Below are 21,351 nucleotides of genomic sequence, written 5' to 3'. Positions count from 1 at the left end.
ATAAAAGGGCGTGGATTCTAACGAAAAAACCCGCGCCAGGCGCGGGTTTCTTCTAAACGGGCAGCTTTGCTTACAAGCGTTGCAGATCCCGTTGGGCCAACTGGGCAGCGGAAGTCCCCGGATATTGGGCAACCACTTGCTGCAGAATACCTTTGACCTTGTCGGTATGACCCAGGCGGCGTTCTACGTCAGCGAGTTTGTACAGCGAATCCGGCACCTTGGCGTGCTTGGGGTACAACTGACTGACCTTGGCAAATGCCTGGCCCGCCGCTTGTAGATCACCCTTGGCCAGGTTGACCTCGCCCAACCAGTATTGGGCATTGCCCGCGTACTGGCTGTTCGGGTATTTGCGCAGGAAAGCGCCAAAGGCCTGGCTGGCTTTATCGAAGTCCTTGGCTTTGATCAGGTCGAAGGCTGCATCGTAATACAGTTTTTCCTTCGCCGGATCACCCGGTTCGCTGCTCGCGGCAGGGGCTTGGCTGGCAGCCGCCCCTGCTGCTGCACCACCGATAGCAGCGCTAGGCGCGCCACCGGCAGAAGAATTATCAGGAGTTGCGGCAGGTGTAACGCCGGCTCCAATGCGTCGATCAAGATCCTGGTAACGCTCCAGGCCTTCTTGCTTCAGCTGGTTCACTTGATTCTGCAGTACTTCAATGGCGCCTTGTTGCTGCGCGATTTGATCCTGCATGCGTTGCAGCTGGTTGAACAATTCGCCCTGTGCCGAGGGAGCGGACGTAGCCGCTCCCCCCGCATAGGCGCCGTTCGTGCCATAACCTGCTGGCGGATAACTGCTCCCGCTATTGTTATAGCCAGAGTTGCTATCTTCCACAGGAACCGCAGCCCACACCGCAAGTGGTGCGAGGCTGAGAGCCAATACAGTTAGAGCACGACGGCACGTTCGCATGACGAATTACTTACGCAGTTCGACGCGACGGTTTTGAGCCCAGGACTGCTCGTCGTGGCCAGTAGCAACTGGACGCTCTTTACCGTAGGAAACCAGTTCCAGTTGGCCTGGAGCAACACCTTGCAGTACCAGGTAGCGCTGAACGGCTTTCGCACGACGCTCGCCCAGTGCCATGTTGTACTCACGAGTACCACGTTCGTCGGTGTTACCTTCCAGAACAACGCGAGCGCCGTTAGCTTTCAGGTCCTTCGCGTGAACGTCCAGAGCGCGCATGGCTTCTGGCTTCAGGTCCGAACTGTCGTATTCGAAGTAGAAAGTGGTGATAGCGCGCAGAGCAGCTTCTTCGCTCAGGGAGCCGTCAACTGCACCAGTGTTAGCGCCGTAACCAGCGTTTGGATCAACAGCTGCGCCTTCACCGGCATTGTCGCCGCCTTTAGACGAGCAACCAACGGCTACGGACAGAGCCAGAGCCAGAGCAGCAAACTTACCAAACTTCAGCATTTCCATCGTGAAACTCCTAATGAACCCCAGTGTGTTAAGTACTTCTTTTTGTAGCGCCGCGTCAGTTCAGGTAAGGGGACCAGGATGGTTCTCTGACTTCGCCTTGAGCGGTAGGAAGTGGGAGCCTTACGCGTCCATTAATGGATACGAGCATCAAGACTCCCCGGCCCTGCTGGCGGGTGGCGTAGATTACCATGGTGCCGTTGGGCGCAACAGTGGCTGACTCATCAAGGTTGGTATCTGTGAGGATTTTTACGGTTCCGCGCTGCAAATCCTGGGCCGCAACCCGGAAATTAGTGAAACCATCCTGACGGTGAATCATCACCAACGTCTTTTCATCAGCCGAAAGCTTCGGATTGGCGTTGTAGTTACCAATAAAGGTCACACGTTCCGCACCACCGCCGCCCACGCTTGCCTTGTAGACCTGAGGCTTGCCGCCACGGTCGGAAGTGAAGTAGATGGTCGAGCCATCTTTACCCCAGAACGGCTCGGTGTTGATACCTGGGCCGCTGGTCACGCGAGAGATCTGGCGCGAAGCCATGTTCATCACGTAGATATCCGGGTTGCCATCCTTGGACAGCACGAACGCCAGGCGCGAACCATCCGGTGACCAGGCTGGCGCACCGTTGAGGCCTTCGAAGTTGGTGATCTGCTCACGACGACCAGTATCGATGTGCTGGACGAAAATGCGCGGACGCTTCTGTTCAAAGGACACGTAGGCAATGCGCTTGCCGTCTGGCGCAAAACGCGGCGACAGGATCGGCTCACGGGATTGCAGCAAGGTCACGGCGCGAGCACCGTCGTAGTCCGAACGCTGCAAGGTGTAGCGCGTGTTGTCTACCGAGAAACGCTCAGCTGTTACATAAAGCAGACGCGTCGAGAAAGCACCCTTGATACCGGTGAGCTTTTCAAACGACTGGTCCGAAATGTAGTGAGCCATGTCGCGGATCTGCTCGGCCGTGCCCGACACGTTGCCAGTCAGGACCTGCTGCTCGGTCGCTACGTTGAACAAGGTGTAGGTGATTTGCAGACGACCACCGGCCGGCGTGATGTTGCCGACCATCAGGTACTGCGCACCTACCGCTTTCCAGTCGCGGAACACAACTTCGCTGGCCTGGTTCGGCTGGCTGATCATGTTGCCTTTTGGAATCGGCGCGTAGTAACCGGAGTTGCGCAGGTCGTCACTGACGATCTGGGCCATGTCGTCCGGCAGCACGCTGCCGCCCTGCCAGCCAAACGGTACTACCGCGATCGGGGTGGCCCGATCGCTACCGCTGGTGACCAGGATGTTTTTTTCATCCGCCGCCGCTATCCCTGCCATACAGCAAATAACGACAAGCATTCCTCGAAGAAGGTTTCTCACAAGGCTAGATCCTCAGGTGTGAATGTCATCTTGAATGAACGATAGGGAGCGAAGTCGCTTGGTTTCATTCCCTGCATCTCGGTCAACCGGCCAATGTTCTTGACCGCTGCAACCGCCGAACTGTCGAACGAACCATCGCCACTGGACTTGGCCACGCTGACCGAAGTCACCGTACCGTCCGGCAACATGCCGATCTGCAGCACTACTGTCATGCCTTTGCGTGCCGAAGGTGGACGCGTCCAACCCTCTGCTGCCCGTGCCCGAATCAGGTCGTCGAAACTGCCCGCGACTTCATCACCACGCTCATCGGCCAAGGCTTGCTGACGCTGCGGCGTGTCGGAAAGCAAATCTGCCAAGGCCTGGGCCTTTTTCTCTTCGGCGGATTTACGTGCTGCTTCCTGGGCCTTTTTCTTGGTGGCGTCGGCGGCAGCTTTCTTCTTCGCATCATCGGCGACTTTCTTCTTCGCCTCGTCTGCTTCAGCTTTTTTCTTGGCGTCTTCGGCGGCTTTCTTCTTCGCGTCTTCGACTATTTTCTTCTTGGCCTCTTCAGCGGCCTTTTTCTTGGCCTCTTCTTCGGCAGCTTTCTTGGCTTCTTCTTCAGATTTCTTCTTGGCTATATCAGCCAATTGTTTCTCTTCGGCTTTTTTGGCTTCGGCAGCTTTCTCGGCTTTCTTGGCTTCATCAGCCTTTTTCGCCTCGTCGGCCTTCTTCGCTTCGTCAGCCTTTTTCGATTCCTCGGCCTTTTGAGCCGCCTCTTCTTTCTTTTGTTCCGCAGCAGCCTTCACCGCTTCCTGCTCGACCTTTTTCTGTTCCATCTGTTCGACTTCAGTCTGGCGCGCAGCCGACTTCTGGGCCTCACCCGCAATCTTCTGATTGGTCTGGGTGGTGGCCTGACTTTTCGATTTCAGCTGATACAGGGTCGCCTGCACGATCGGCTTGGCTGGCGGCAGGTCCGGGGTCATGGCAAAGCTGACGAACAGCATGCCAAACACCAGGACGTGCAGGGCAATTGCCCAGACGCTAGGCCAGAAGTAGCTTTCCGAGGCGGACGGCTCTCGCTGCTGCTGCATCAGGGCGCCTCGGTAATCAAGCCAACGTTACCGACGCCGGCCTTCTGCAGCCCGCCCATGGCGCCCATGACAGAGCCGTAGTCGACAACCTTGTCACCACGAATGAACACCTGGGTGTGCTTGCCGCCTTCGTTGCCGGAACGGATGATCTTGCTCACCGCGTCGGTCATCTGCGGCAAGGTCATGGCCTTGTCCTGCTGTTTCTGGGTATCGACTTCGCTGCCAAGGTTCCAGTAGTAGGTCTTGTCAGCCTTGATCGAAATGGTCAGGACCTGGGTGTTGTTGTCTTGCGGCAAGGCTTCGCTGGAAACCTTGGGCAGATCAACCTTCACGCCCTGATTGAGCATCGGCGCGGTCACCATGAAGATAACCAGCAGTACCAGCATCACGTCGATGTAAGGCACTACGTTCATCTCGGCGACCGGCTTGCGCTTTTTGCGAGCTCGAGCGATTAAAGCCATTGTGAATTACCTGCTTATTCTTCGCTGGTGTGCACTTTACGGTGCAGGATCGCCTGGAATTCATCGGCGAAGGTGTAGTAACGACCAATCAGGGTTTCGCTGGTGGCAGCAAAACGGTTGTAGGCAATTACTGCGGGGATAGCAGCGAACAGGCCAATCGCGGTGGCGATCAGGGCTTCGGCGATACCCGGGGCCACGGTGGCCAGGGTCGCTTGCTGGGCCTGGGCCAGGCCGCGGAAGGAGTTCATGATCCCCCACACGGTACCGAACAGGCCGATGTACGGGCTTACGGAACCGACGGTGGCGAGGAACGGCAAGCTTTGCTCAAGCTTCTCTTCTTCACGGGAGATGGCCACGCGCATGGCACGGGCCACGCCTTCCATCACGGCTTCCGGGTCAACGCCTGGCTGCTGGCGCAGACGGGAGAATTCCTTGAAACCGGCGCGGAAGATCTGCTCGACGCCCGAATCCGGGTCCGGGTTGCTGCCCGCCTGGCGGTACAGCTTGGACAGGTCGATACCCGACCAGAAGCGCTCTTCAAAGCTCTCCAGGGCACGTCGACCGGCACGCAGCAGGTTGCTGCGCTGAAAAATCATGACCCAAGAGGTAACCGATGCGGCTACCAGGGTCAGCATCACCAGTTGAACCACGACACTGGCATTGCTGACCAGGCTCCACATGGAGGAATGGTCGACGACGGTAGGTTCCACGCTAAATCTCCTGCTTTGATTGTTTACCCGCGCCGCTTACGCCGGCAAAGGCCGCACGTAGAGCTTCGGGAATGGCCCGGGGTTTCAAACTATTGGTGCGCACACACGCCACCAGGAACTGCCCCTCACAGAGCAGCGTTGCATCCGTTGCCCGCCTGACCTGCTGTTTAAAGCGCAGGCTGACACGGTTCAATTCGATTACTTCAGCGCTGACCAGCAGTTCATCGTCCAGCCGCGCCGGCGCGTGATACCGCGCCTCGCTGGAATGCACGACAAACAACAGGTCCTCCCCTGCCAGCTGGGATTGGGCAAAGCCCAGCTCCCGTAGCCGCTCGGTTCGAGCCCGCTCCATGAACTTGAGATAATTGACGTAATACACGATGCCGCCCGCATCGGTGTCCTCGTAATAAACGCGACAGCGATGTGCGAACGACTGATCCCCGTTTTGCGCGCGCATACTCTAGTGCTTACTCCTCAGGTTGCCAATCCGGCTGGGCAACTGTTTTTTCATTCGCTGAAACATTATCCAGTGACTGAATGACGACACCAGCCACTAGGACAGCACAAACCTCGGATAAATCATCTGGCGTGAAGCTTTTAATCGTCCACTGCATCGAGGAATTCGTCTACCACGGGCATCTCACCCAATCGTGACGGAATGTTTAACCCAAAGTGCAGGTAGGCATGCCGCGTCACCACCCGGCCCCTTGGGGTACGCATGATGTAACCCTGCTGGATCAGGTACGGCTCCAGCACATCCTCAATCGTGTGGCGCTCTTCGCTGATGGCTGCCGCCAGGCTGTCGACGCCCACCGGGCCGCCGTCGAACTTCTCGATCATGGTCAAGAGTAGACGCCGATCCTGGTGATCGAAGCCGTGCTCATCCACATCCAGCAGGTTCAAGGCCAGGTCGGCCACGGCCTTGGTGATATGGCCCTTGGCGCGCACTTCGGCAAAGTCACGTACGCGGCGCAGCAAACGGTTGGCGATTCGCGGTGTACCACGGGCACGGCGGGCGATTTCGAACGCGCCTTCCGGGTCCAGCGGCAAGCCGAGAATACCCGCCGAACGGCTGACGATGGTCGCCAGGTCTCCGGTGCTATAGAACTCTAGACGTTGAACAATGCCGAAACGGTCTCGCAACGGATTGGTCAGCATGCCCGCGCGGGTGGTGGCGCCCACCAGGGTGAAGGGTGGCAGGTCGAGCTTGATCGAGCGCGCGGCCGGGCCTTCGCCGATCATGATGTCGAGCTGGAAGTCTTCCATGGCCGGGTACAGCACTTCCTCGACGATCGGCGACAGCCGGTGGATCTCGTCGATAAACAGCACGTCGTGCGGCTCAAGATTGGTCAACAGTGCCGCCAGGTCACCCGGACGTTCCAGCACCGGGCCGGAGGTGGACTTGATCGACACGCCCATTTCCTGGGCGATGATATTGGCCAGGGTGGTCTTACCCAAGCCCGGTGGACCGAAGATCAACGTGTGGTCCAGGGACTCACTGCGCCCGCGCGCGGCCTGGATAAACAGTTCCATCTGCTCGCGCACGGTGGGCTGGCCGATGTAGTCGGCCAGGCTCAAGGGGCGGATGGCGCGGTCCTGCACTTCTTCACGGTCGCGCGGGCCGGTGGCCGCGATCAGACGATCTGCTTCAATCACTTAAATCATTCCCTTCAGGGCGCGGCGGATCATGTCTTCGGCACTCAGGTTCTTGTCCTTGATGGCCGACACGGCCTTGCTGGCTTCCTGCGGCTTGTAGCCCAGGGAAATCAGCGCATTGACCGCATCGCTCTCGGCGCTGGCGACCTGGGCCGCTGGCATGTCTGGCTGGTTCGGTACCAGGGCAAACATGCTCGGTACCACTTCCCAGGCCTTGAAACGGTCCTTGAGTTCCACCAGCAGGCGCTCGGCGGTCTTCTTGCCGACACCCGGCACCTTGGTCAGCGCCGAAGTGTCCTGGGCCGAGACGGCACGCACCAGCTCATCCACTTCCAGGCTCGACATCAACGCCAGCGCCAGTTTTGGGCCGACGCCATTGAGGCGTATCAACTCGCGGAAGAAGTCGCGGTCGCGCTTGCCAATGAAACCATAGAGCAATTGCGCGTCTTCGCGCACCACCAGATGGGTATGCAGCGTAATCGGCTCGCCGACCGACGGCAGGCGATACAGGGTGGTCATGGGCACTTCCAGCTCATACCCCAACCCGTTGACATCCAGAATCAGGTGCGGCGGCTGTTTCTCAGCCAGGGTGCCGCGCAAGCGTCCAATCACGGTTCAAATCCTTAAAGCTTGAGGGTCAGGCAAAGACCAGACCGGGAAAAACGATTGCGCTGATGCTATCAGAGACGCAGCCGCCCGCCACGACTGCGTGCCGTGCCCAGACCGTGGGGCAGCAGGCTGGAGCGGGTGTGCGCATGGCAAATGGCGATGGCCAGGGCGTCGGAGGCATCGATTTGCGGCTTGGCGGTGAGTTTGAGCATATGCATGACCATCATCTGCACCTGCTCCTTGTTGGCTGCACCGGTGCCGACCACGGCCTGCTTGACCTGGGTCGCGGTGTATTCGGCGATCTCCATGCCCTCCTCGGCACCGGCGACGATGGCCGCGCCACGGGCCTGGCCAAGCTTGAGCGCCGAATCGGCGTTCTTGGCCATGAACACCTTTTCGATGCCCATGGTCACCGGGCCGTAGGTCTGGATCACCTCGCGCACACCGCGATAGACAATCTGCAGGCGCTCGGCCAACTCGCCGGCGCCGGTGCGGATACAGCCCGAGGCGACGTAGATGCAGCCGCGCGGGGTCTGTTGCACCACGCCAAAACCGGTGATGCGCGAACCGGGGTCGATACCTAGGATTAAAGTCATAACGCCTGCGGGTTGGGTAAACACAATTTTTGACACACTGGTGATCCAATGTGGGAGCGGGCTTGCTCGCGAAGGCGGTGGATCAGCCAACATTTTCAGCGACTGACACACCGCATTCGCGGGCAAGCCCGCTCCCACATTTTGATCTACGTCTCGCCTCAGCTTAGCTGTGCAGCCACATCTTCAGGGATGTCGGCATTGGAATAAACGTTCTGCACATCATCCAGGTCTTCCAGCATATCCAGCAGCTTCAGCACCTTCTGCGCCCCATCCAGGTCCAGTTCGGCGCTGGTAGTCGGCAGCATCACGATTTCCGCGTCGGTGCCTTTGAAACCCGCCGCTTCGAGGGCGTTGCGCACGGCGTAAAAGCTGGCAAACGAGGTGAACACGTCGATGGAGCCATCTTCGTTGGTCACTACGTCGTCGGCGTCAGCCTCCATCGCGGCTTCGATCAGTGCATCTTCATCTACACCCGGAGCGAAGGAAATCTGCCCCTTGCGCTCGAACAGATAGGCCACCGAACCGTCAGTACCGAGGTTGCCACCGCACTTGCTGAACGCATGGCGCACCGCTGCTGCAGTACGGTTGCGGTTGTCGGTCATGCACTCGACCATCACCGCCACGCCGCCCGGGCCGTAGCCTTCATAGGTCAGTTCGACCATGTCGTCGGTATCGGCAGCACCGGCACCACGGGCCACGGCGCGGTCGATGATGTCGCGGCTCATGTTGGCGCCGAGGGCCTTGTCCAGCGCCAGGCGCAGGCGCGGGTTGGAGCCCGGGTCACCACCGCCCTGGCGGGCAGCGACGGTCAGCTCGCGGATCCACTTGGTGAAAATCTTGCCTTTCTTGGCATCCTGACGCTCTTTGCGGTGCTTGATGTTCGCCCACTTGGAATGGCCAGCCATAACACAACTCCGAAATTCTGTAGAAACCTTGTCAACCCCGCCAGGCGGGATTTGCCTCGTGTAACGCAAAGGCGCATCCGAAGATGCGCCTTTTTAGACTGCGTGGAACTCAGTGCGTTTTCACGCCGCAGCCTTACTCAGCCTTCGGCGTCTCGCGCAGGCGGATGTGCAGCTCGCGCAGCGCCTTGGCATCCACCACACCTGGAGCCTGGGTCATGACGTCCGCAGCACTCTGGGTTTTCGGGAACGCGATCACTTCACGGATCGACTGGGCACCGGTCATCAGCATCACCAGACGGTCCAGGCCGAAGGCCAGGCCACCGTGGGGCGGCGCGCCGTATTTCAGGGCGTCGAGCAGGAAGCCGAACTTCTCTTCCTGTTCCGCTTCGTTGATGCCCAGCAGACGGAAGACCGACTGTTGCATTTCCTTGCGATGGATACGGATCGAACCGCCACCCAGCTCAGTACCGTTCAAGACCATGTCGTAGGCACGGGACAGAGCGCCAGCCGGATTGGCTTCCAGCTCGGCCGGCGTGCACTTCGGCGCGGTGAACGGGTGGTGCAAGGCGCTGAAGCTGCCGTCGTCGTTCTCTTCGAACATCGGGAAGTCAACGACCCACATCGGCGCCCATTCGCAGGTCAGCAGGTTCAGGTCGTGGCCCAGCTTGATCCGCAGCGCGCCCAGGGCTTCGCTGACAATCTTGGCCTTGTCGGCGCCGAAGAACACGATGTCGCCGTCAACCGCGCCAACGCGATCGAGGATCTCGTTCAGGTTGTCCAGCGGGATGTTTTTCACGATCGGCGATTGCAGGCCATCAACGCCATTGGCGCGCTCGTTGACCTTGATGTACGCCAGGCCCTTGGCACCGTAGATGCCGACGAACTTGGTGTAGTCGTCGATCTGCTTGCGCGGCATGCTCGCGCCGCCTGGCACGCGCAGGGCAGCGATGCGGCATTTCGGGTCGTTGGCCGGGCCGCTGAACACCTTGAAGTCGACTGCCTTGAGCTGGTCGGCCACGTCTACCAGCTCCAGCGGGTTACGCAGGTCTGGCTTGTCGGAACCGTAGCGGCGCATGGCTTCTTCGAAGGTCATGTGCGGGAAATCGCCGAATTCCAGATCCAGCACTTCCTTGAACAGGTTGCGGATCATTTGCTCGGTCAGGCCCATGATCTCTTTTTCATCGAGGAAGCTGGTCTCGATGTCGATCTGGGTGAATTCCGGCTGGCGGTCAGCGCGCAGGTCTTCGTCACGGAAGCACTTGGCGATCTGGTAGTAACGGTCGAAGCCGGCCACCATCAGCAGTTGCTTGAACAACTGCGGCGATTGCGGCAAGGCGAAGAACGAACCGGCGTGGGTGCGGCTCGGCACCAGGTAGTCACGCGCGCCTTCCGGGGTGGCCCGGGTCAGGATTGGCGTTTCAACGTCGAGGAAGCCGTTCTCGTCGAGGAAGCGACGGATGCTGGTGGTCATGCGCGAGCGCAGACGCAGCTTCTCGGCCATTTCCGGACGACGCAGGTCGAGGAAGCGGTAGCGCAGGCGGGTTTCTTCGCCCACGTCGGAGAACTCGTTGAGCGGGAACGGAGGGGTTTCCGACTCGTTCAGCACTTCCAGTTCATAACCCAGCACTTCAATGCCGCCGGATGCCATGTTCTTGTTCACGGCACCGGCCGGACGCAGGCGCACCTTGCCGGTGATCTTCACGACGTATTCGCTGCGCACGCGGTCGGCGGCGGCGAAGCTTTCGGCGCGGTCCGGGTCGAACACCACCTGGGCCAGACCATCACGATCACGGATATCGAGGAAGATCACCCCGCCGTGGTCGCGGCGACGGTGAACCCATCCGCAAAGAGTGATTTCCTGACCTTCCAGGGTCTCGTTCAGTTGGCCGCAATAGTGGCTGCGCATCATGGTAGTGGTTTCACTTCTCGTAATTCGAAATTCGGTGGAGGCCTGCCTCGTCACCGTACATTTAAGCCAGGGGACGGATAATGCAGGAGCCTGCGCGTAGAGTTCAACTCAGTCTGCTTTGTCGCCGCCGGCCAGATTCTTCTTCGAGCCGGTCTTGAAGTCGGTCTCGTACCAGCCGCTGCCACTCAGGCGGAAGCCTGGCATGGACAACATCTTCTTGAGCTCCGGCGCCTGGCAGGCTGGGCAATCGACCAGCGGTGCTGCGCTGATCTTCTGAATGGCTTCCAACTGATGACCACAGGAAGCACATTGATAGTCGTACATGGGCATGGCGATGTCTCGGCGATCAGATCATTACTGCGCCACGCCTGCCCATTGGAGAGTAGCCCAGGCACACGCAGCAAAGCGCGGGATTATATAGGGTAAATCAAGGCAGCGCAGCCGGCTTTCTGCCCGAAGCACGGCCCGCCTGAACAGCGGGCCGCGCTCGGGACCGTTGGGTTACCCAGGGTTCGGCGGATCAACGTAGCCCTTTAGTGCGTGAACCACACACACGACCCGGACCAAGCCGCTGAAGTTCTTCACTCCCCCGTAACGCAGATGCACTTCCCGATCGACGTAAGACAGCAACGCACTGACGGAACAGGCATTGATCCTGGCGATCTCCGTGAGGATGTTCCAATAGATCTGCTCAAGCCGCAGGCACGTGGAAAACCCGTTGAGCCTGACCGATCGGGACAAGGGCCTGGCCAGTCCCATGTCGAAGCCCTTTGCAAAGGGATCAACCTTTATCTTATGGAAACCACCGGCCTCCATCACTCCATTACCCACTCCGCGTGACATACACCTGACACTCCATTGCCAAACAGCAGCCCATGGGTTTGTCCCATGGGACAGTGAGCCTATAAAACAGCAGGAGGACGGGAGCGGCCAGAAGACGCGGAGTTGATAGTTGTAGGACAACGCCAGGAAGCGAAGGGAAACAAGCAAGTGGCGCCAGGGCGGCGCCACTGCGGGTGCGTATTTACTGGTTTTCGAGCAAGGAGCGCAGCATCCACGCGGTCTTTTCGTGAACCTGCATACGTTGGGTCAGCAAGTCGGCGGTCGGCTCATCACTGACCTTGTCGAGCAGTGGGAAGATACCGCGCGCGGTGCGGGTAACCGCCTCCTGGCCCGCCACCAGTTGCTTGATCATCTCTTCGGCGTTGGGCACGCCCTCCTCTTCCTTGATGGAAGACAGGCGGGCATAGATCGAATAGGCACCCGGTGCCGGGAACCCGAGGGCACGGATACGCTCGGCAATGGAGTCCACCGCCAGCGCCAATTCGTTGTACTGCTCTTCAAACATCAAGTGCAGCGTACGAAACATGGGGCCCGTGACGTTCCAATGGAAGTTGTGGGTCTTCAGATACAGTACGTAGGTATCGGACAGCAGCCGTGACAGCCCATCGACGATGGATTTACGGTCTTCTTCACTGATACCAATATCGATTGCCATGTTTTTCCCCTTCAATTGACGAATGTTCATTGATCAGGTGCAGGACCACTCTAGCAAGAGAGTCGGCCTTGTGCAGCCCGAGGCCCTCAACGGGGCATGCGGCAAATTGCCCCTTCTACGCTGTGCTGACCGACGCAGGACAAGCTGTCGAGCACGTAGGAAAATTCTCAAAATCCCATTCAAAAACGCCCACACCTCTCTAGGACAAGCCTTTGCCGCAGAAATGCCGACGCCATCGCAATACCCTGAAATGCTTGATTTGAGTAGGCACAGCCTTTGCTGTTAAATAGGCGGCGTGTGGCTGCCGTTAATGTTTGCGGCACGTTACATAGGCTGATACCCGCGCACGTGCTCAACGCCTCCCATTGTTCAGAAGCGAACCGTGCCAGTCAGCTCTTCCTTGTGATCCGTCTTAACGTGAGTTAATCAAAATGTTGAAAATCGTCCACCTGCTAACGGGCGTTGCAGCGTTGCTGCTGTCCTTTATCCCGAGCCTGCAGCCTGAAAGCCTGCCCTACCTGCAACAACATGACGCTCTGTACCTGGCCTTGTTCGGCCTTCTTAACCTGACGCTGGCACCGGTGATCCCTTACTGGAACAAAGGCACACGTCATCAACTGCAAAACCTGGTCAGCGCGCTGCTGGTACTGACCGTTGTCGTGCAAACCCTCACCCTCCTGGCGCCCATGCCTGAAGTCGGTGGCCACCCGGCCATCCTGCTCAGCCTGGTGATTGCCGTGGTCGCTATCGTTCTTCACCTGGCGATCAGCTTCTACCGTTCGTCGCCTGCGGCTGCGTCGCAAAACTACGACATGACCAACCGCGATACCGGCACCGTCAAGTGGTTCAACACGTCCAAAGGCTTCGGCTTTATTTCCCGCGATTCGGGCGACGATATCTTCGTCCACTTCCGGGCCATCCGTGGCGAAGGCCATCGCGTCCTGGTGGAAGGCCAGCGCGTGGAGTTCTCCGTGATGAACCGCGACAAGGGCTTGCAAGCTGAAGACGTGATTGCGGCTCTGCCGCGTCGCTGATTCAACCTTCGCAACAAAAAAACCGCGATCCAGTGCTGACTGGATCGCGGTTTTTTATTGCCCGGCTATTGATGGAACGGCATCAATAATGAGGCGGCGGGGCTTCTTCTTCGGAGGTCTCGAACTGGCCGCCCATTTCTTCCTGGCGCTTGAGCAGCGCGGTCATCTGCATTTGCAGGCGTTCGACCGCCCGCTGCTGGGTGACCAGGATGTCATTGAGGGTTTCGATGGTGTCGTCCTGAAAGGCCAGGCGGCTTTCCAGGTCGTTGACGCGGTCTTGCAAGTCCATGGTTCAGCCCTGGGCAAAGATAAAATCGGCAGGCAACAGTTCACGCAGGCGCGCGCGGATGGCCGTCACTTGCGCTTCGGTGTAAGGCCGGGCGGGATGCTTGCCCCATACCGGTGCCGGCCAGGCGGCGTCGTCGCGCTTGCGCACGATCACATGCACATGCAACTGGCTGACCACGTTACCGAGCGCACCAATGTTCATCTTGTCAGCACCAAGGCCTGCGTTCAGCACTTGGGCGAGGGCTGTCGTCTCTTGCCACAAAGTCTGCTGGTCGGCGACATCCAGTTGAAACACTTCACTGATAGCGTTGATGCGCGGCACCAGGATGAACCAGGGGTAATTCGAGTCATTGGACAGCAGCAGGCGGCACAGAGGGAAATCCCCAATGGCCAGCGTGTCTTGTTGCAGGCGTTGGTCTAGGGCAAACACCGCGGGCACTCCGTTTGGCAGGTCAGTTTCAGGCGCCCAGCATACCTTCGAATGCGTCCGCCTTCACGGCGAAGACGCCGCCCGGCTAAAAGACCTGCACCTTTTCGATGCAGGCGGATATTTCGACTACGCTAAGTCGGGCTTCAGCGAGGCGCACCAAAATGACTCACTTGTGCCTCATAGAGATCCGCCAATTACCCACTTGATGGGGTGAACCGGTAACGTTTTGCTCTGGGGCACTGTTTACGGATGAATGCACAGGCGTAAAGCCCCAGCGTCAAGCCCAAACCAAACGGCGTAAAAACCCCGTGCTTATGCGGTTTTTACAGTGATTTCACAGTTTTCACGAAAAAATGACATTCGGTTACCGCTTTGTGCACGCTTGTTGCATTCAGACTCATATCGTCGGCAACAACACCGACTTGGAAGTCGGTGTTACGCGATAAAAACAGCAGCGTTTCAATGCATACCGAGGAAGGATTCAAACGTTTAAAAATGTTTGAAAACAGCATTGAAGTTGTCAGTCCCGTTACATTAAGGACTGTGAATTTGCGACATGGATCTAGCAATTTACGACAGCCTCGTAAAGAAGCTGAAAGGAAAGATAGGCAAGTATCGCCAAGTATTGTCAGCGTGATATACCTTTGCGCCGACACAAAAAGAAAGAGCCGCCCAGACAAAAATACAGGTGGGACGGCAGTACTCTTCCTAAAAACCAAAGGAGCAAATCACGATGCGCGTGATGAAGTGGAGCATGATCGCCCTGGCTGTTTCAGCAGGCACCTCACAGTTCGCAATGGCGTCCGACCAGAGCGATTCCAAAGGCTTTGTTGACGACAGTTCTTTCAGCATCAACACCCGCACGCTGTACTTTAGCCGTGACAACCGCAACAACACCTCCGGCCAGAGCTACTCCCGTGAAACTGGCCTGGGCTTCAACGGCCTATACCAGTCGGGCTTCACTCAAGGGACCGTCGGTGTGGGTGTCGACGTCATCGGCCTGCTGGGCGTGAAACTGGACAGCGGCAAGAACCGTAATGGCACCGGCCTGTTCCCTGAAGGTTCCGATGGTCGCTCGCAAGACGACTACTCCAAAGGCGGCGGCGCCATCAAGTTCCGCGTGTCCAACACTGTCCTGAAAATCGGCGACCAGTACACCACCGCACCTGTGTTCGCTTCCGACGACAGCCGTTTGCTGCCGGAACTGCCACAAGGTCTCTCGTTGACCAGCACCGAGATCAAGGGCCTCAAGCTCGAAGCCGGCCACTTCACTTCCAGCGTTGCGCAGGCCCAGACCTTCAAGGACAGTATCCTCGACTTCCCTGAAACCGGCCGTGGCATCAAGCAAGCCAACTTCGTCGGTGGCGTGTATTCCTGGACCCCAGAGCTGAGCACCAGCCTCTACTACTCCAAAGTCGAAGACTACTGGCGCAAACTCTACGCCAACGTCAACTGGACTCACGCCCTGGGCGATGACCAGTCGGTGGCCGTGGACTTCAACATCTACGACACCAAGAGCTCGGGCGAAGGCCTGCAACGCGCTTACAAAGACGACGTGACGAAGCTCGACAACCGTGCATTCAGCTTGCAGGGTGCCTACACCATCGGCGCGCACACCTTCACCCTGGCAGCTCAGAAAGTCAGCGGCGACGGCGACTACGGTTACGGTATCGATGGCGGCGGCACAGTCTTCCTGGCCAACTCCGTTGCCCGTTCCGACTTCAACGCCGAAGGCGAGAAGTCGTTCAAGGCTCGTTACGACCTCGACATGGCCACCTTCGGTGTTCCAGGCCTGACCTTCGGCGCGGCCTACACCACCGGTAGCGGCGCCAACACCGCCACCACCTCGAATGGCAAAGAGTGGGAACGTGACATCGAAGGCAAGTACGTGATCCAGAGCGGTCCTGCAAAAGACCTGAGCCTGCGTGTACGCCAAGCGACTTATCGTTCGTCTGATGGCGTGTACTACGGTTCGTCGTCTATCGACGAACTGCGTTTGATCGTGTCGTACCCGCTGAAAATCATGTAATCGATTATTTGATTACAATGATGGCTTAAGGCTCCGGCCTTAAGTAAAAAGCCGCTCCCCTGTGTACATGGGAGCGGCTTTTTTATTGCAGTTTTATTTCATACATAAAATAACTAGCAAGCTAACTAACGAGTCACATCAGAAAGTTTAAACCTGACCTATCGACCAGGTTTAAACAATGCAACGCCTTATTACTTCGCCGCCGTTTCCTGCATCACGCGAATAACCCGCTGCGGAAACGGGATATCAATCCCCGCTGCTTTCAAACTGTCGCGTGCAAGTTCATTCAACATGAACACCACATCCCAATAATCCGCCGTCTTGGTCCAGCAACGCAGGGAAACCGTGATAGAGCTGTCGCCCAAGGTCGACACCACGGCCACCGCCGCTGGGTCAGCCAGTACGCGCGGGTCTTTCGCCAGCTCCAGCAGCACCTCACGGGCTTTCTGCAGGTCGGCCTCGTAGTCCACGCCCACGTCGAACACTACTTTGCGGGTCGGCTGGCGGTTGGTGTTGGTGATGATGCCGTTGGACAGGCTGCCGTTCGGGATGATCACCGTCTTGTTGTCGCCCGTGCGCAGCACAGTGTGGAAGATCTGGATGCTGTCGACGGTACCGGAAGTGCCCTGGGCTTCGATCCAGTCACCAATACGGAACGGGCGGAACAACAGGATCAGCACGCCACCGGCAAAGTTCGCCAGGCTGCCTTGCAGTGCCAGGCCAATGGCCAGGGTCGCGGCGCCGATTGCGGCAACGAACGAGGTGGTCGCCACGCCGATCATCGAGGCCACGTTGACCATCAGCATCACTTTCAGCGCGATGTTGGCCAGGTTGGTGATGAAGTGTTGCAGCGCCAGGTCCGCATTACGCAGGGCCAGCAAACGCCCCACCCGGTGGGTCAGGATATTGATCAGCCACCAGCCGATGGCCAGGGTAAGCACAGCCAGGAATACGCGGCTGCCATATTCCATGATCATCGGAACCCAAGACTGCGACGTCTTGATCAGTTGATCCACTTCAGCGTTCAAATCCATCTACATTCTCCTGTCTAGCGGGTGTGCGACTTTAAATTGAGTACCCAGTAACGCAATTGAGCCCCGTAGGGCTCAAAGGTAGGCGCAGGTTCTGGGGCGTGGGACGTCAAAAACGCCCCCAGGTTCCCCAAATGGCCATCAGTCGCGGAAGTTATTGAACTGCAGCGGCATGTCGAAGGTCTTGGCACGCAGGGCAGCGATCGCTTCTTGCAGATCATCACGCTTCTTGCCGGTGATACGCACCTGCTCACCCTGGATGGCCGCCTGGACTTTCAGCTTGGCGTCCTTGACGTGAGCAACGATTTTCTTCGCCAGCTCCTTGTCGATGCCTTCCTTGAGGACGGCTTCCTGTTTCATCAGCTTGCCGGAGGCGTAGGCGTCCTTGATTTCAAGGCACTGCGCGTCGATCTTGCGCTTGACCAGCGACAGCTTGAGGATCTCGATCATCGCTTCCAGCTGGAAATCGGCTTCAGCGGTCAGGTTGACGGTCAGTTCCTTTTCCTTGAATTCGAAGCTGCCCTTGCCTTTCAAGTCATAGCGACGGTCCAGTTCCTTGACGGCGTTCTCGACGGCGTTGGTGACTTCGTGTTTGTCCAGTTCGGATACCACGTCGAACGAAGGCATGTCATTTCTCCAATATAAGGGGCGGGCTCAGTAGAGATGGAGCGCGCCCGAGCTAAAATGCCGGGGCATTATAGCGGTTCTTTCGCCCCGTTCACTGCGGGCGACCCTACGGAGCAAAAACTGATGTCGATCACCTGGCATATTCTCGGCGCCGGCAGCCTTGGCACCCTATGGGCTACACGGTTGGCGCGGGCGGGCGTGCCCGTCAGGTTGATCTTGCGTAACAAAACCCGTCTGGCCAGCTATCAGGCAGGGCCAGGGCTGACGCTGGTGGAGCACGGCATCGCACACACCTACCCGGTGATTGCTGAAACATCCGACAGCCCGGAGCCAATCCATCGCCTACTGGTCGCGTGCAAAGCCTACGACGCTCAAGGCGCTGTCGCACAGCTACAACATCGGCTGGCGCCGGACGCCGAGCTGATCCTGCTGCAGAACGGCCTCGGCAGCCAGGATGCAGTGGCCGCCCAGTTCCCCCTGGCCCGCTGTATTTTTGCCTCCAGCACCGAAGGCGCATTCCGCGACGGCGACTGGCGCGTGGTGTTCGCCGGCCACGGCTATACCTGGCTGGGTGACGTAGGTCATCCCGCCCCGCCGCTGTGGTTGGAAGACCTGCACGCTGCCGGAATTCCCCATGACTGGAGCACCGACATCCTTACCCGCCTGTGGCGCAAGCTCGCACTCAACTGTGCGATCAATCCGCTGACGGTGCTTTACCAATGCCGCAACGGTGGCTTGCAGGCCCACGCATGCGAAGTCGCGACCCTCTGCGCGGAACTGAGCGAGCTGCTCGAATGCTGCGGCCAACCCGCCGCCGCGCAAGACCTACACAGCGAAGTGGCACGGGTGATCGAGGCGACTGCGGCCAATTACTCCTCGATGTATCAGGACGTGGCCAATGCCCGACGCACCGAAATCAGCTACCTATTGGGCTATGCTTGCCAGGCGGCGGCCCGTCACCAATTGAACCTGCCCCATCTGCAACAGTTGCAAGTACGCTTGGTCGAGCAGTTACGCGTACGCGGATTGCCCCAAGACTGAGCCACGCGCTACCCTGCCCGCCTGTCTATCACCTGGGAAAACCCTGATGCCGCTGCGCCAGCGTCTTGAAAATCTACCGGTAGGGCAGAAACTGCTGGCCGCCCTGCTGGTGCTGCTGACCACCGTATTGCTGGTGGCCAACCTCACCTTTATCAGCGCCGCCTACTGGATCTCCCAGGAAAGCATGGCCCCCCAGGCACTCCAGGCCATTGGCCGATTGGTATCCAACCCGGCCCTGGCGGCCGAAGCCCTTGAGTCCCCGGCCAAAGCCGATGCCTTGCTCAATGAACTGACCAGCTACTCGCCCCTACGCGCGGCGGCCTTGTACGACGGCGAAGGCAACCGCCTGGCGCAGATGCAACACGGCGACCGCCTGCATCTGCCCGACCACTACCGGCACATCGAAGCCTGGCGCGTCACCGAGTTTCGCAGCAACCAGATCATCACCCTGCCCCGTCCGGGCCAGCCGTCCGGCCACTTGCTGCTGGTGGCCAGCAGTGAACTGCCGGTGGCGTTTTATACCGGGACCTTGACCGCCAGCCTGGGCATCCTGATTTTCAGCGTACTGCTGTGGCTGATCATCGCCCGGCAGATCAAACGCCTGATCACCCGGCCGATCCACGAATTGGAAGAACTCTCGCGCCAGGTCACCCGCGAAGAGAACTACGCCCTGCGCGCCGGCCGTGGCAACCATGACGAAATCGGCAGCCTGGCCGAAGCCTTCAACACCATGCTGTCGCGTATCGAAGCTCGCGAGCAACAGCTCAAGCGCGCCCGGGACGACTCCCAGGAAGCCTACGCCCAGGCCCAGGGCCTGGCCGAAGAAACCCGCCACACCAACCGCAAACTGGAACTCGAAGTCCAGGTGCGCAGCAAGATCGAGAAAAAGCTCACCGGCTTCCAGAACTACCTCAACAGCATCATCGACTCCATGCCGTCCGCCCTGATCGCCCTGGACGAGCAACTCTACGTCACCCAGTGGAACCAGGAGGCCAGCGCCCTCTCCGGCACACGCCTGGATGAAGCGCTGAACCAGCCGATCTTCCTCGCCTTCCAGCCGCTCAAACCGTACCTGCCACAGATCAAGGCCACCGTTGAACAGCACACCGTTGAGCGCATCGAGCGCGTCACCTGGATCAAGGACGACGAGCCCAAGCATTACGCGCTGACCTTCTACCCGCTGATGGGCGGCGCCGGGCGCGGCGTAGTGATCCGTATCGACGACATCACCCAGCGCCTGTCCCTGGAAGAGATGATGGTGCAGTCGGAAAAAATGCTCTCCGTCGGCGGGCTGGCCGCCGGTATGGCTCACGAGATCAACAACCCGCTGGGAGCGATCCTGCATAACGTGCAAAACATCCGCCGCCGCCTGTCGCCCGACCTGCCGAAGAACCTCGAACACGCCGAGCAGGCGGGCGTCGAACTGGACGTCGTCAACCGTTACCTGCGCAGCCGCGAAGTGCCGCAACTGCTCGACGGCATCCAGCAGGCCGGCGCGCGGGCGGCAAAAATCGTTACGCACATGCTCAGTTTCAGCCGCCGCAGCAATCGACAGATGGCGCCCTGCGACTTGCCCGCGCTGATTGATCAAGCCGTGGAAATCGCCGGCAATGATTTCGACCTGACCATCGGCTTCGACTTCAAGGGCCAGGCCATCGTGCGCCAGTTCGACCCGCAACTGGGCCCGGTGCCCGGTACCGCCAACGAACTTGAACAGGTGCTGCTCAACCTGCTGAAAAACGCCGCCCAGGCCATCCACCTGCGGGAAGACGACCGCGAGCCGGGGCGTATCATCCTGCGCACCCGCCTCAACCCGCCGTGGGCGGAAATCCAGGTGGAAGACAACGGCATCGGCATGAGTGAAAACGTGCGCAAACGCACCTTCGAGCCGTTCTTCACCACCAAGGAAATCGGCCAGGGCACCGGGCTTGGGCTATCGGTGTCGTATTTCATCATCACCAACAACCACAAGGGGCAGATGGAAGTGCACTCCACCCTCGGCCAAGGCACCTGCTTCACCTTGCGCCTGCCCTTGGCCGGCAGCCAACTGCCGCCTTACGAACTGACTCAACTGGAGCAATGACCATGGGCTTTCGCCTGTCGAAGATCTACACCCGCACCGGTGACAAAGGCGAAACCGGCCTTGGCGATGGCCGCCGCGTACCCAAGGACCATCCTCGGGTCGAGGCGATTGGCGAGGTGGATACGCTGAACAGCCAGTTGGGGTTGTTGCTGGCCAACCTGGAAGAACAGTGCGGTAAACATCCTGAATTGAAGGATGTGATCGAGGTGCTGACCCCCTGCCAACATCGTCTGTTTGACCTCGGCGGCGAGCTGGCAATGCCGGTTTACAAGGCCTTGAATGCGGCCGAAGTGGACCGGCTGGAAGCGGCGATTGATCGCTGGAACGAGGAAGTCGGGCCGCTGGAGAACTTCATCCTGCCCGGTGGCTCGGCGTTGATCGCCCAGGCCCATGTGTGCCGCAGCCTGGCACGCAGTGCGGAGCGACGGTGCCAGCAGTTGAATGCGATTGAGCCACTGGAAGGGGTGGGGTTGGCGTATATCAATCGGTTGTCGGATTTGTTGTTTGTGGCGGCGCGGGTGATTGCCCGGAGACAGGGTGTTGCGGAGGTGTTGTGGCAGGCGGCGGCTAAGCCCCACTGATGAGATCGTTCCCACGCTCCGCGTG

The 21,351-nt window shown here is 59.0% G+C and carries 24 protein-coding genes; 5 read left to right on the top strand and 19 right to left on the bottom strand.

Going from position 1 to position 21,351, the window contains the following annotated elements; genetic code table 11:
* Positions 1-70: 70 nt before the first annotated feature.
* The 15 genes from ybgF to ACZRMO_RS15965 form a co-directional block, all read right to left on the bottom strand.
* Positions 71-904 (bottom strand): tol-pal system protein YbgF, encoded by an 834-nt coding sequence (ybgF, locus tag ACZRMO_RS16035; protein WP_463973437.1) that lies wholly within the window; start codon positions 902-904, stop codon positions 71-73.
* 6 nt (positions 905-910) lie between these two features.
* The gene (pal, locus tag ACZRMO_RS16030) at positions 911-1,411 is read right to left on the bottom strand and encodes a peptidoglycan-associated lipoprotein Pal (RefSeq protein WP_003209827.1); all 501 of its coding nucleotides are present in this window, start codon (positions 1,409-1,411) and stop codon (positions 911-913) included.
* Between the two features lie 55 nt (positions 1,412-1,466).
* The gene (gene tolB / locus ACZRMO_RS16025; protein ID WP_463973436.1) at positions 1,467-2,747 is read right to left on the bottom strand and encodes a Tol-Pal system beta propeller repeat protein TolB; all 1,281 of its coding nucleotides are present in this window, start codon (positions 2,745-2,747) and stop codon (positions 1,467-1,469) included.
* A 17-nt stretch (positions 2,748-2,764) separates the two neighbouring features.
* Positions 2,765-3,838: a cell envelope integrity protein TolA gene (gene tolA / locus ACZRMO_RS16020; protein ID WP_017738026.1), complete on the bottom strand. Its 1,074-nt coding sequence runs from the start codon at positions 3,836-3,838 to the stop codon at positions 2,765-2,767.
* Positions 3,838-4,290: a protein TolR gene (gene tolR, locus ACZRMO_RS16015; protein WP_463973541.1), complete on the bottom strand. Its 453-nt coding sequence runs from the start codon at positions 4,288-4,290 to the stop codon at positions 3,838-3,840. Before tolR ends, tolA begins: the two co-directional genes overlap by 1 nt.
* A 23-nt stretch (positions 4,291-4,313) precedes the next feature.
* Positions 4,314-5,009, bottom strand: coding sequence for a protein TolQ (gene tolQ, locus ACZRMO_RS16010; RefSeq protein WP_015885609.1), 696 nt, complete (start codon positions 5,007-5,009; stop codon positions 4,314-4,316).
* Position 5,010: 1 nt separating this feature from the next.
* A complete protein-coding gene (ybgC, locus tag ACZRMO_RS16005; protein WP_071484353.1) occupies positions 5,011-5,466 on the bottom strand; it encodes a tol-pal system-associated acyl-CoA thioesterase in 456 nt (151 codons plus the stop codon).
* A gap of 140 nt (positions 5,467-5,606) precedes the next feature.
* Positions 5,607-6,665: a Holliday junction branch migration DNA helicase RuvB gene (ruvB, locus tag ACZRMO_RS16000; RefSeq protein ID WP_463973435.1), complete on the bottom strand. Its 1,059-nt coding sequence runs from the start codon at positions 6,663-6,665 to the stop codon at positions 5,607-5,609.
* Positions 6,666-7,277 carry a Holliday junction branch migration protein RuvA gene (gene ruvA / locus ACZRMO_RS15995; protein WP_003193868.1) on the bottom strand — a complete coding sequence of 204 codons (612 nt, stop codon included), beginning with the start codon at positions 7,275-7,277 and terminating at the stop codon, positions 6,666-6,668. It abuts the gene before it with no gap.
* Positions 7,278-7,345: 68 nt separating this feature from the next.
* Positions 7,346-7,870: a crossover junction endodeoxyribonuclease RuvC gene (gene ruvC, locus ACZRMO_RS15990; protein ID WP_065908840.1), complete on the bottom strand. Its 525-nt coding sequence runs from the start codon at positions 7,868-7,870 to the stop codon at positions 7,346-7,348.
* 158 nt (positions 7,871-8,028) lie between these two features.
* Positions 8,029-8,775, bottom strand: coding sequence for a YebC/PmpR family DNA-binding transcriptional regulator (locus ACZRMO_RS15985; RefSeq protein ID WP_257781293.1), 747 nt, complete (start codon positions 8,773-8,775; stop codon positions 8,029-8,031).
* Positions 8,776-8,908: 133 nt separating this feature from the next.
* A complete protein-coding gene (gene aspS, locus ACZRMO_RS15980) occupies positions 8,909-10,684 on the bottom strand; it encodes an aspartate--tRNA ligase (RefSeq protein ID WP_017738029.1) in 1,776 nt (591 codons plus the stop codon).
* 108 nt (positions 10,685-10,792) lie between these two features.
* Entirely contained in the window at positions 10,793-11,014 is a 222-nt protein-coding gene (locus ACZRMO_RS15975) for an FmdB family zinc ribbon protein (protein ID WP_010208103.1), read from the bottom strand.
* A 171-nt stretch (positions 11,015-11,185) separates the two neighbouring features.
* Positions 11,186-11,527 carry a ribbon-helix-helix domain-containing protein gene (locus ACZRMO_RS15970; RefSeq protein ID WP_463973434.1) on the bottom strand — a complete coding sequence of 114 codons (342 nt, stop codon included), beginning with the start codon at positions 11,525-11,527 and terminating at the stop codon, positions 11,186-11,188.
* Positions 11,528-11,708: 181 nt separating this feature from the next.
* Positions 11,709-12,182 carry a Dps family protein gene (locus ACZRMO_RS15965; RefSeq protein ID WP_099585507.1) on the bottom strand — a complete coding sequence of 158 codons (474 nt, stop codon included), beginning with the start codon at positions 12,180-12,182 and terminating at the stop codon, positions 11,709-11,711.
* A gap of 431 nt (positions 12,183-12,613) precedes the next feature.
* On the opposite strand from ACZRMO_RS15965, the gene ACZRMO_RS15960 reads away from it, so the two are divergent.
* Complete coding sequence (locus tag ACZRMO_RS15960; RefSeq protein ID WP_005790922.1) at positions 12,614-13,216, top strand: cold-shock protein; 603 nt, start codon at positions 12,614-12,616, stop codon at positions 13,214-13,216.
* Positions 13,217-13,298: 82 nt separating this feature from the next.
* Here the strand turns inward: ACZRMO_RS15960 and ACZRMO_RS15955 are convergent, their stop codons facing one another.
* Positions 13,299-13,505 (bottom strand): SlyX family protein, encoded by a 207-nt coding sequence (locus ACZRMO_RS15955; RefSeq protein ID WP_016975456.1) that lies wholly within the window; start codon positions 13,503-13,505, stop codon positions 13,299-13,301.
* A 3-nt stretch (positions 13,506-13,508) separates the two neighbouring features.
* Positions 13,509-13,934 (bottom strand): HIT domain-containing protein, encoded by a 426-nt coding sequence (locus ACZRMO_RS15950; RefSeq protein WP_463973433.1) that lies wholly within the window; start codon positions 13,932-13,934, stop codon positions 13,509-13,511.
* A gap of 733 nt (positions 13,935-14,667) precedes the next feature.
* On the opposite strand from ACZRMO_RS15950, the gene ACZRMO_RS15945 reads away from it, so the two are divergent.
* Complete coding sequence (locus ACZRMO_RS15945; protein ID WP_463973432.1) at positions 14,668-15,963, top strand: OprD family porin; 1,296 nt, start codon at positions 14,668-14,670, stop codon at positions 15,961-15,963.
* Positions 15,964-16,154: 191 nt separating this feature from the next.
* On the opposite strand, the gene ACZRMO_RS15940 is transcribed toward ACZRMO_RS15945, so the two are convergent.
* Both ACZRMO_RS15940 and ACZRMO_RS15935 read right to left on the bottom strand, forming a co-directional pair.
* Positions 16,155-16,997: a mechanosensitive ion channel family protein gene (locus ACZRMO_RS15940; protein ID WP_463973431.1), complete on the bottom strand. Its 843-nt coding sequence runs from the start codon at positions 16,995-16,997 to the stop codon at positions 16,155-16,157.
* Positions 16,998-17,135: 138 nt separating this feature from the next.
* On the bottom strand, positions 17,136-17,621 hold the full coding sequence (locus ACZRMO_RS15935) for a YajQ family cyclic di-GMP-binding protein (RefSeq protein WP_003209785.1): 486 nt from the start codon (positions 17,619-17,621) through the stop codon (positions 17,136-17,138).
* A 123-nt stretch (positions 17,622-17,744) separates the two neighbouring features.
* On the opposite strand from ACZRMO_RS15935, the gene ACZRMO_RS15930 reads away from it, so the two are divergent.
* The 3 genes from ACZRMO_RS15930 to ACZRMO_RS15920 are packed head-to-tail and all read left to right on the top strand — an operon-like array spanning position 17,745 to position 21,326.
* Positions 17,745-18,662: a putative 2-dehydropantoate 2-reductase gene (locus ACZRMO_RS15930; protein ID WP_463973430.1), complete on the top strand. Its 918-nt coding sequence runs from the start codon at positions 17,745-17,747 to the stop codon at positions 18,660-18,662.
* A gap of 46 nt (positions 18,663-18,708) precedes the next feature.
* On the top strand, positions 18,709-20,745 hold the full coding sequence (locus tag ACZRMO_RS15925; protein ID WP_463973429.1) for a sensor histidine kinase: 2,037 nt from the start codon (positions 18,709-18,711) through the stop codon (positions 20,743-20,745).
* A 2-nt stretch (positions 20,746-20,747) separates the two neighbouring features.
* Positions 20,748-21,326 carry a cob(I)yrinic acid a,c-diamide adenosyltransferase gene (locus tag ACZRMO_RS15920; protein ID WP_124524954.1) on the top strand — a complete coding sequence of 193 codons (579 nt, stop codon included), beginning with the start codon at positions 20,748-20,750 and terminating at the stop codon, positions 21,324-21,326.
* The last annotated feature ends 25 nt before the right edge of the window (positions 21,327-21,351 follow it).

It is taken from the genome of Pseudomonas sp. B611 (assembly GCF_055407965.1).
The sequence above is the reverse complement of the archived record's forward strand: the minus strand, read 5'-3'. Positions and strand labels throughout refer to the sequence as shown.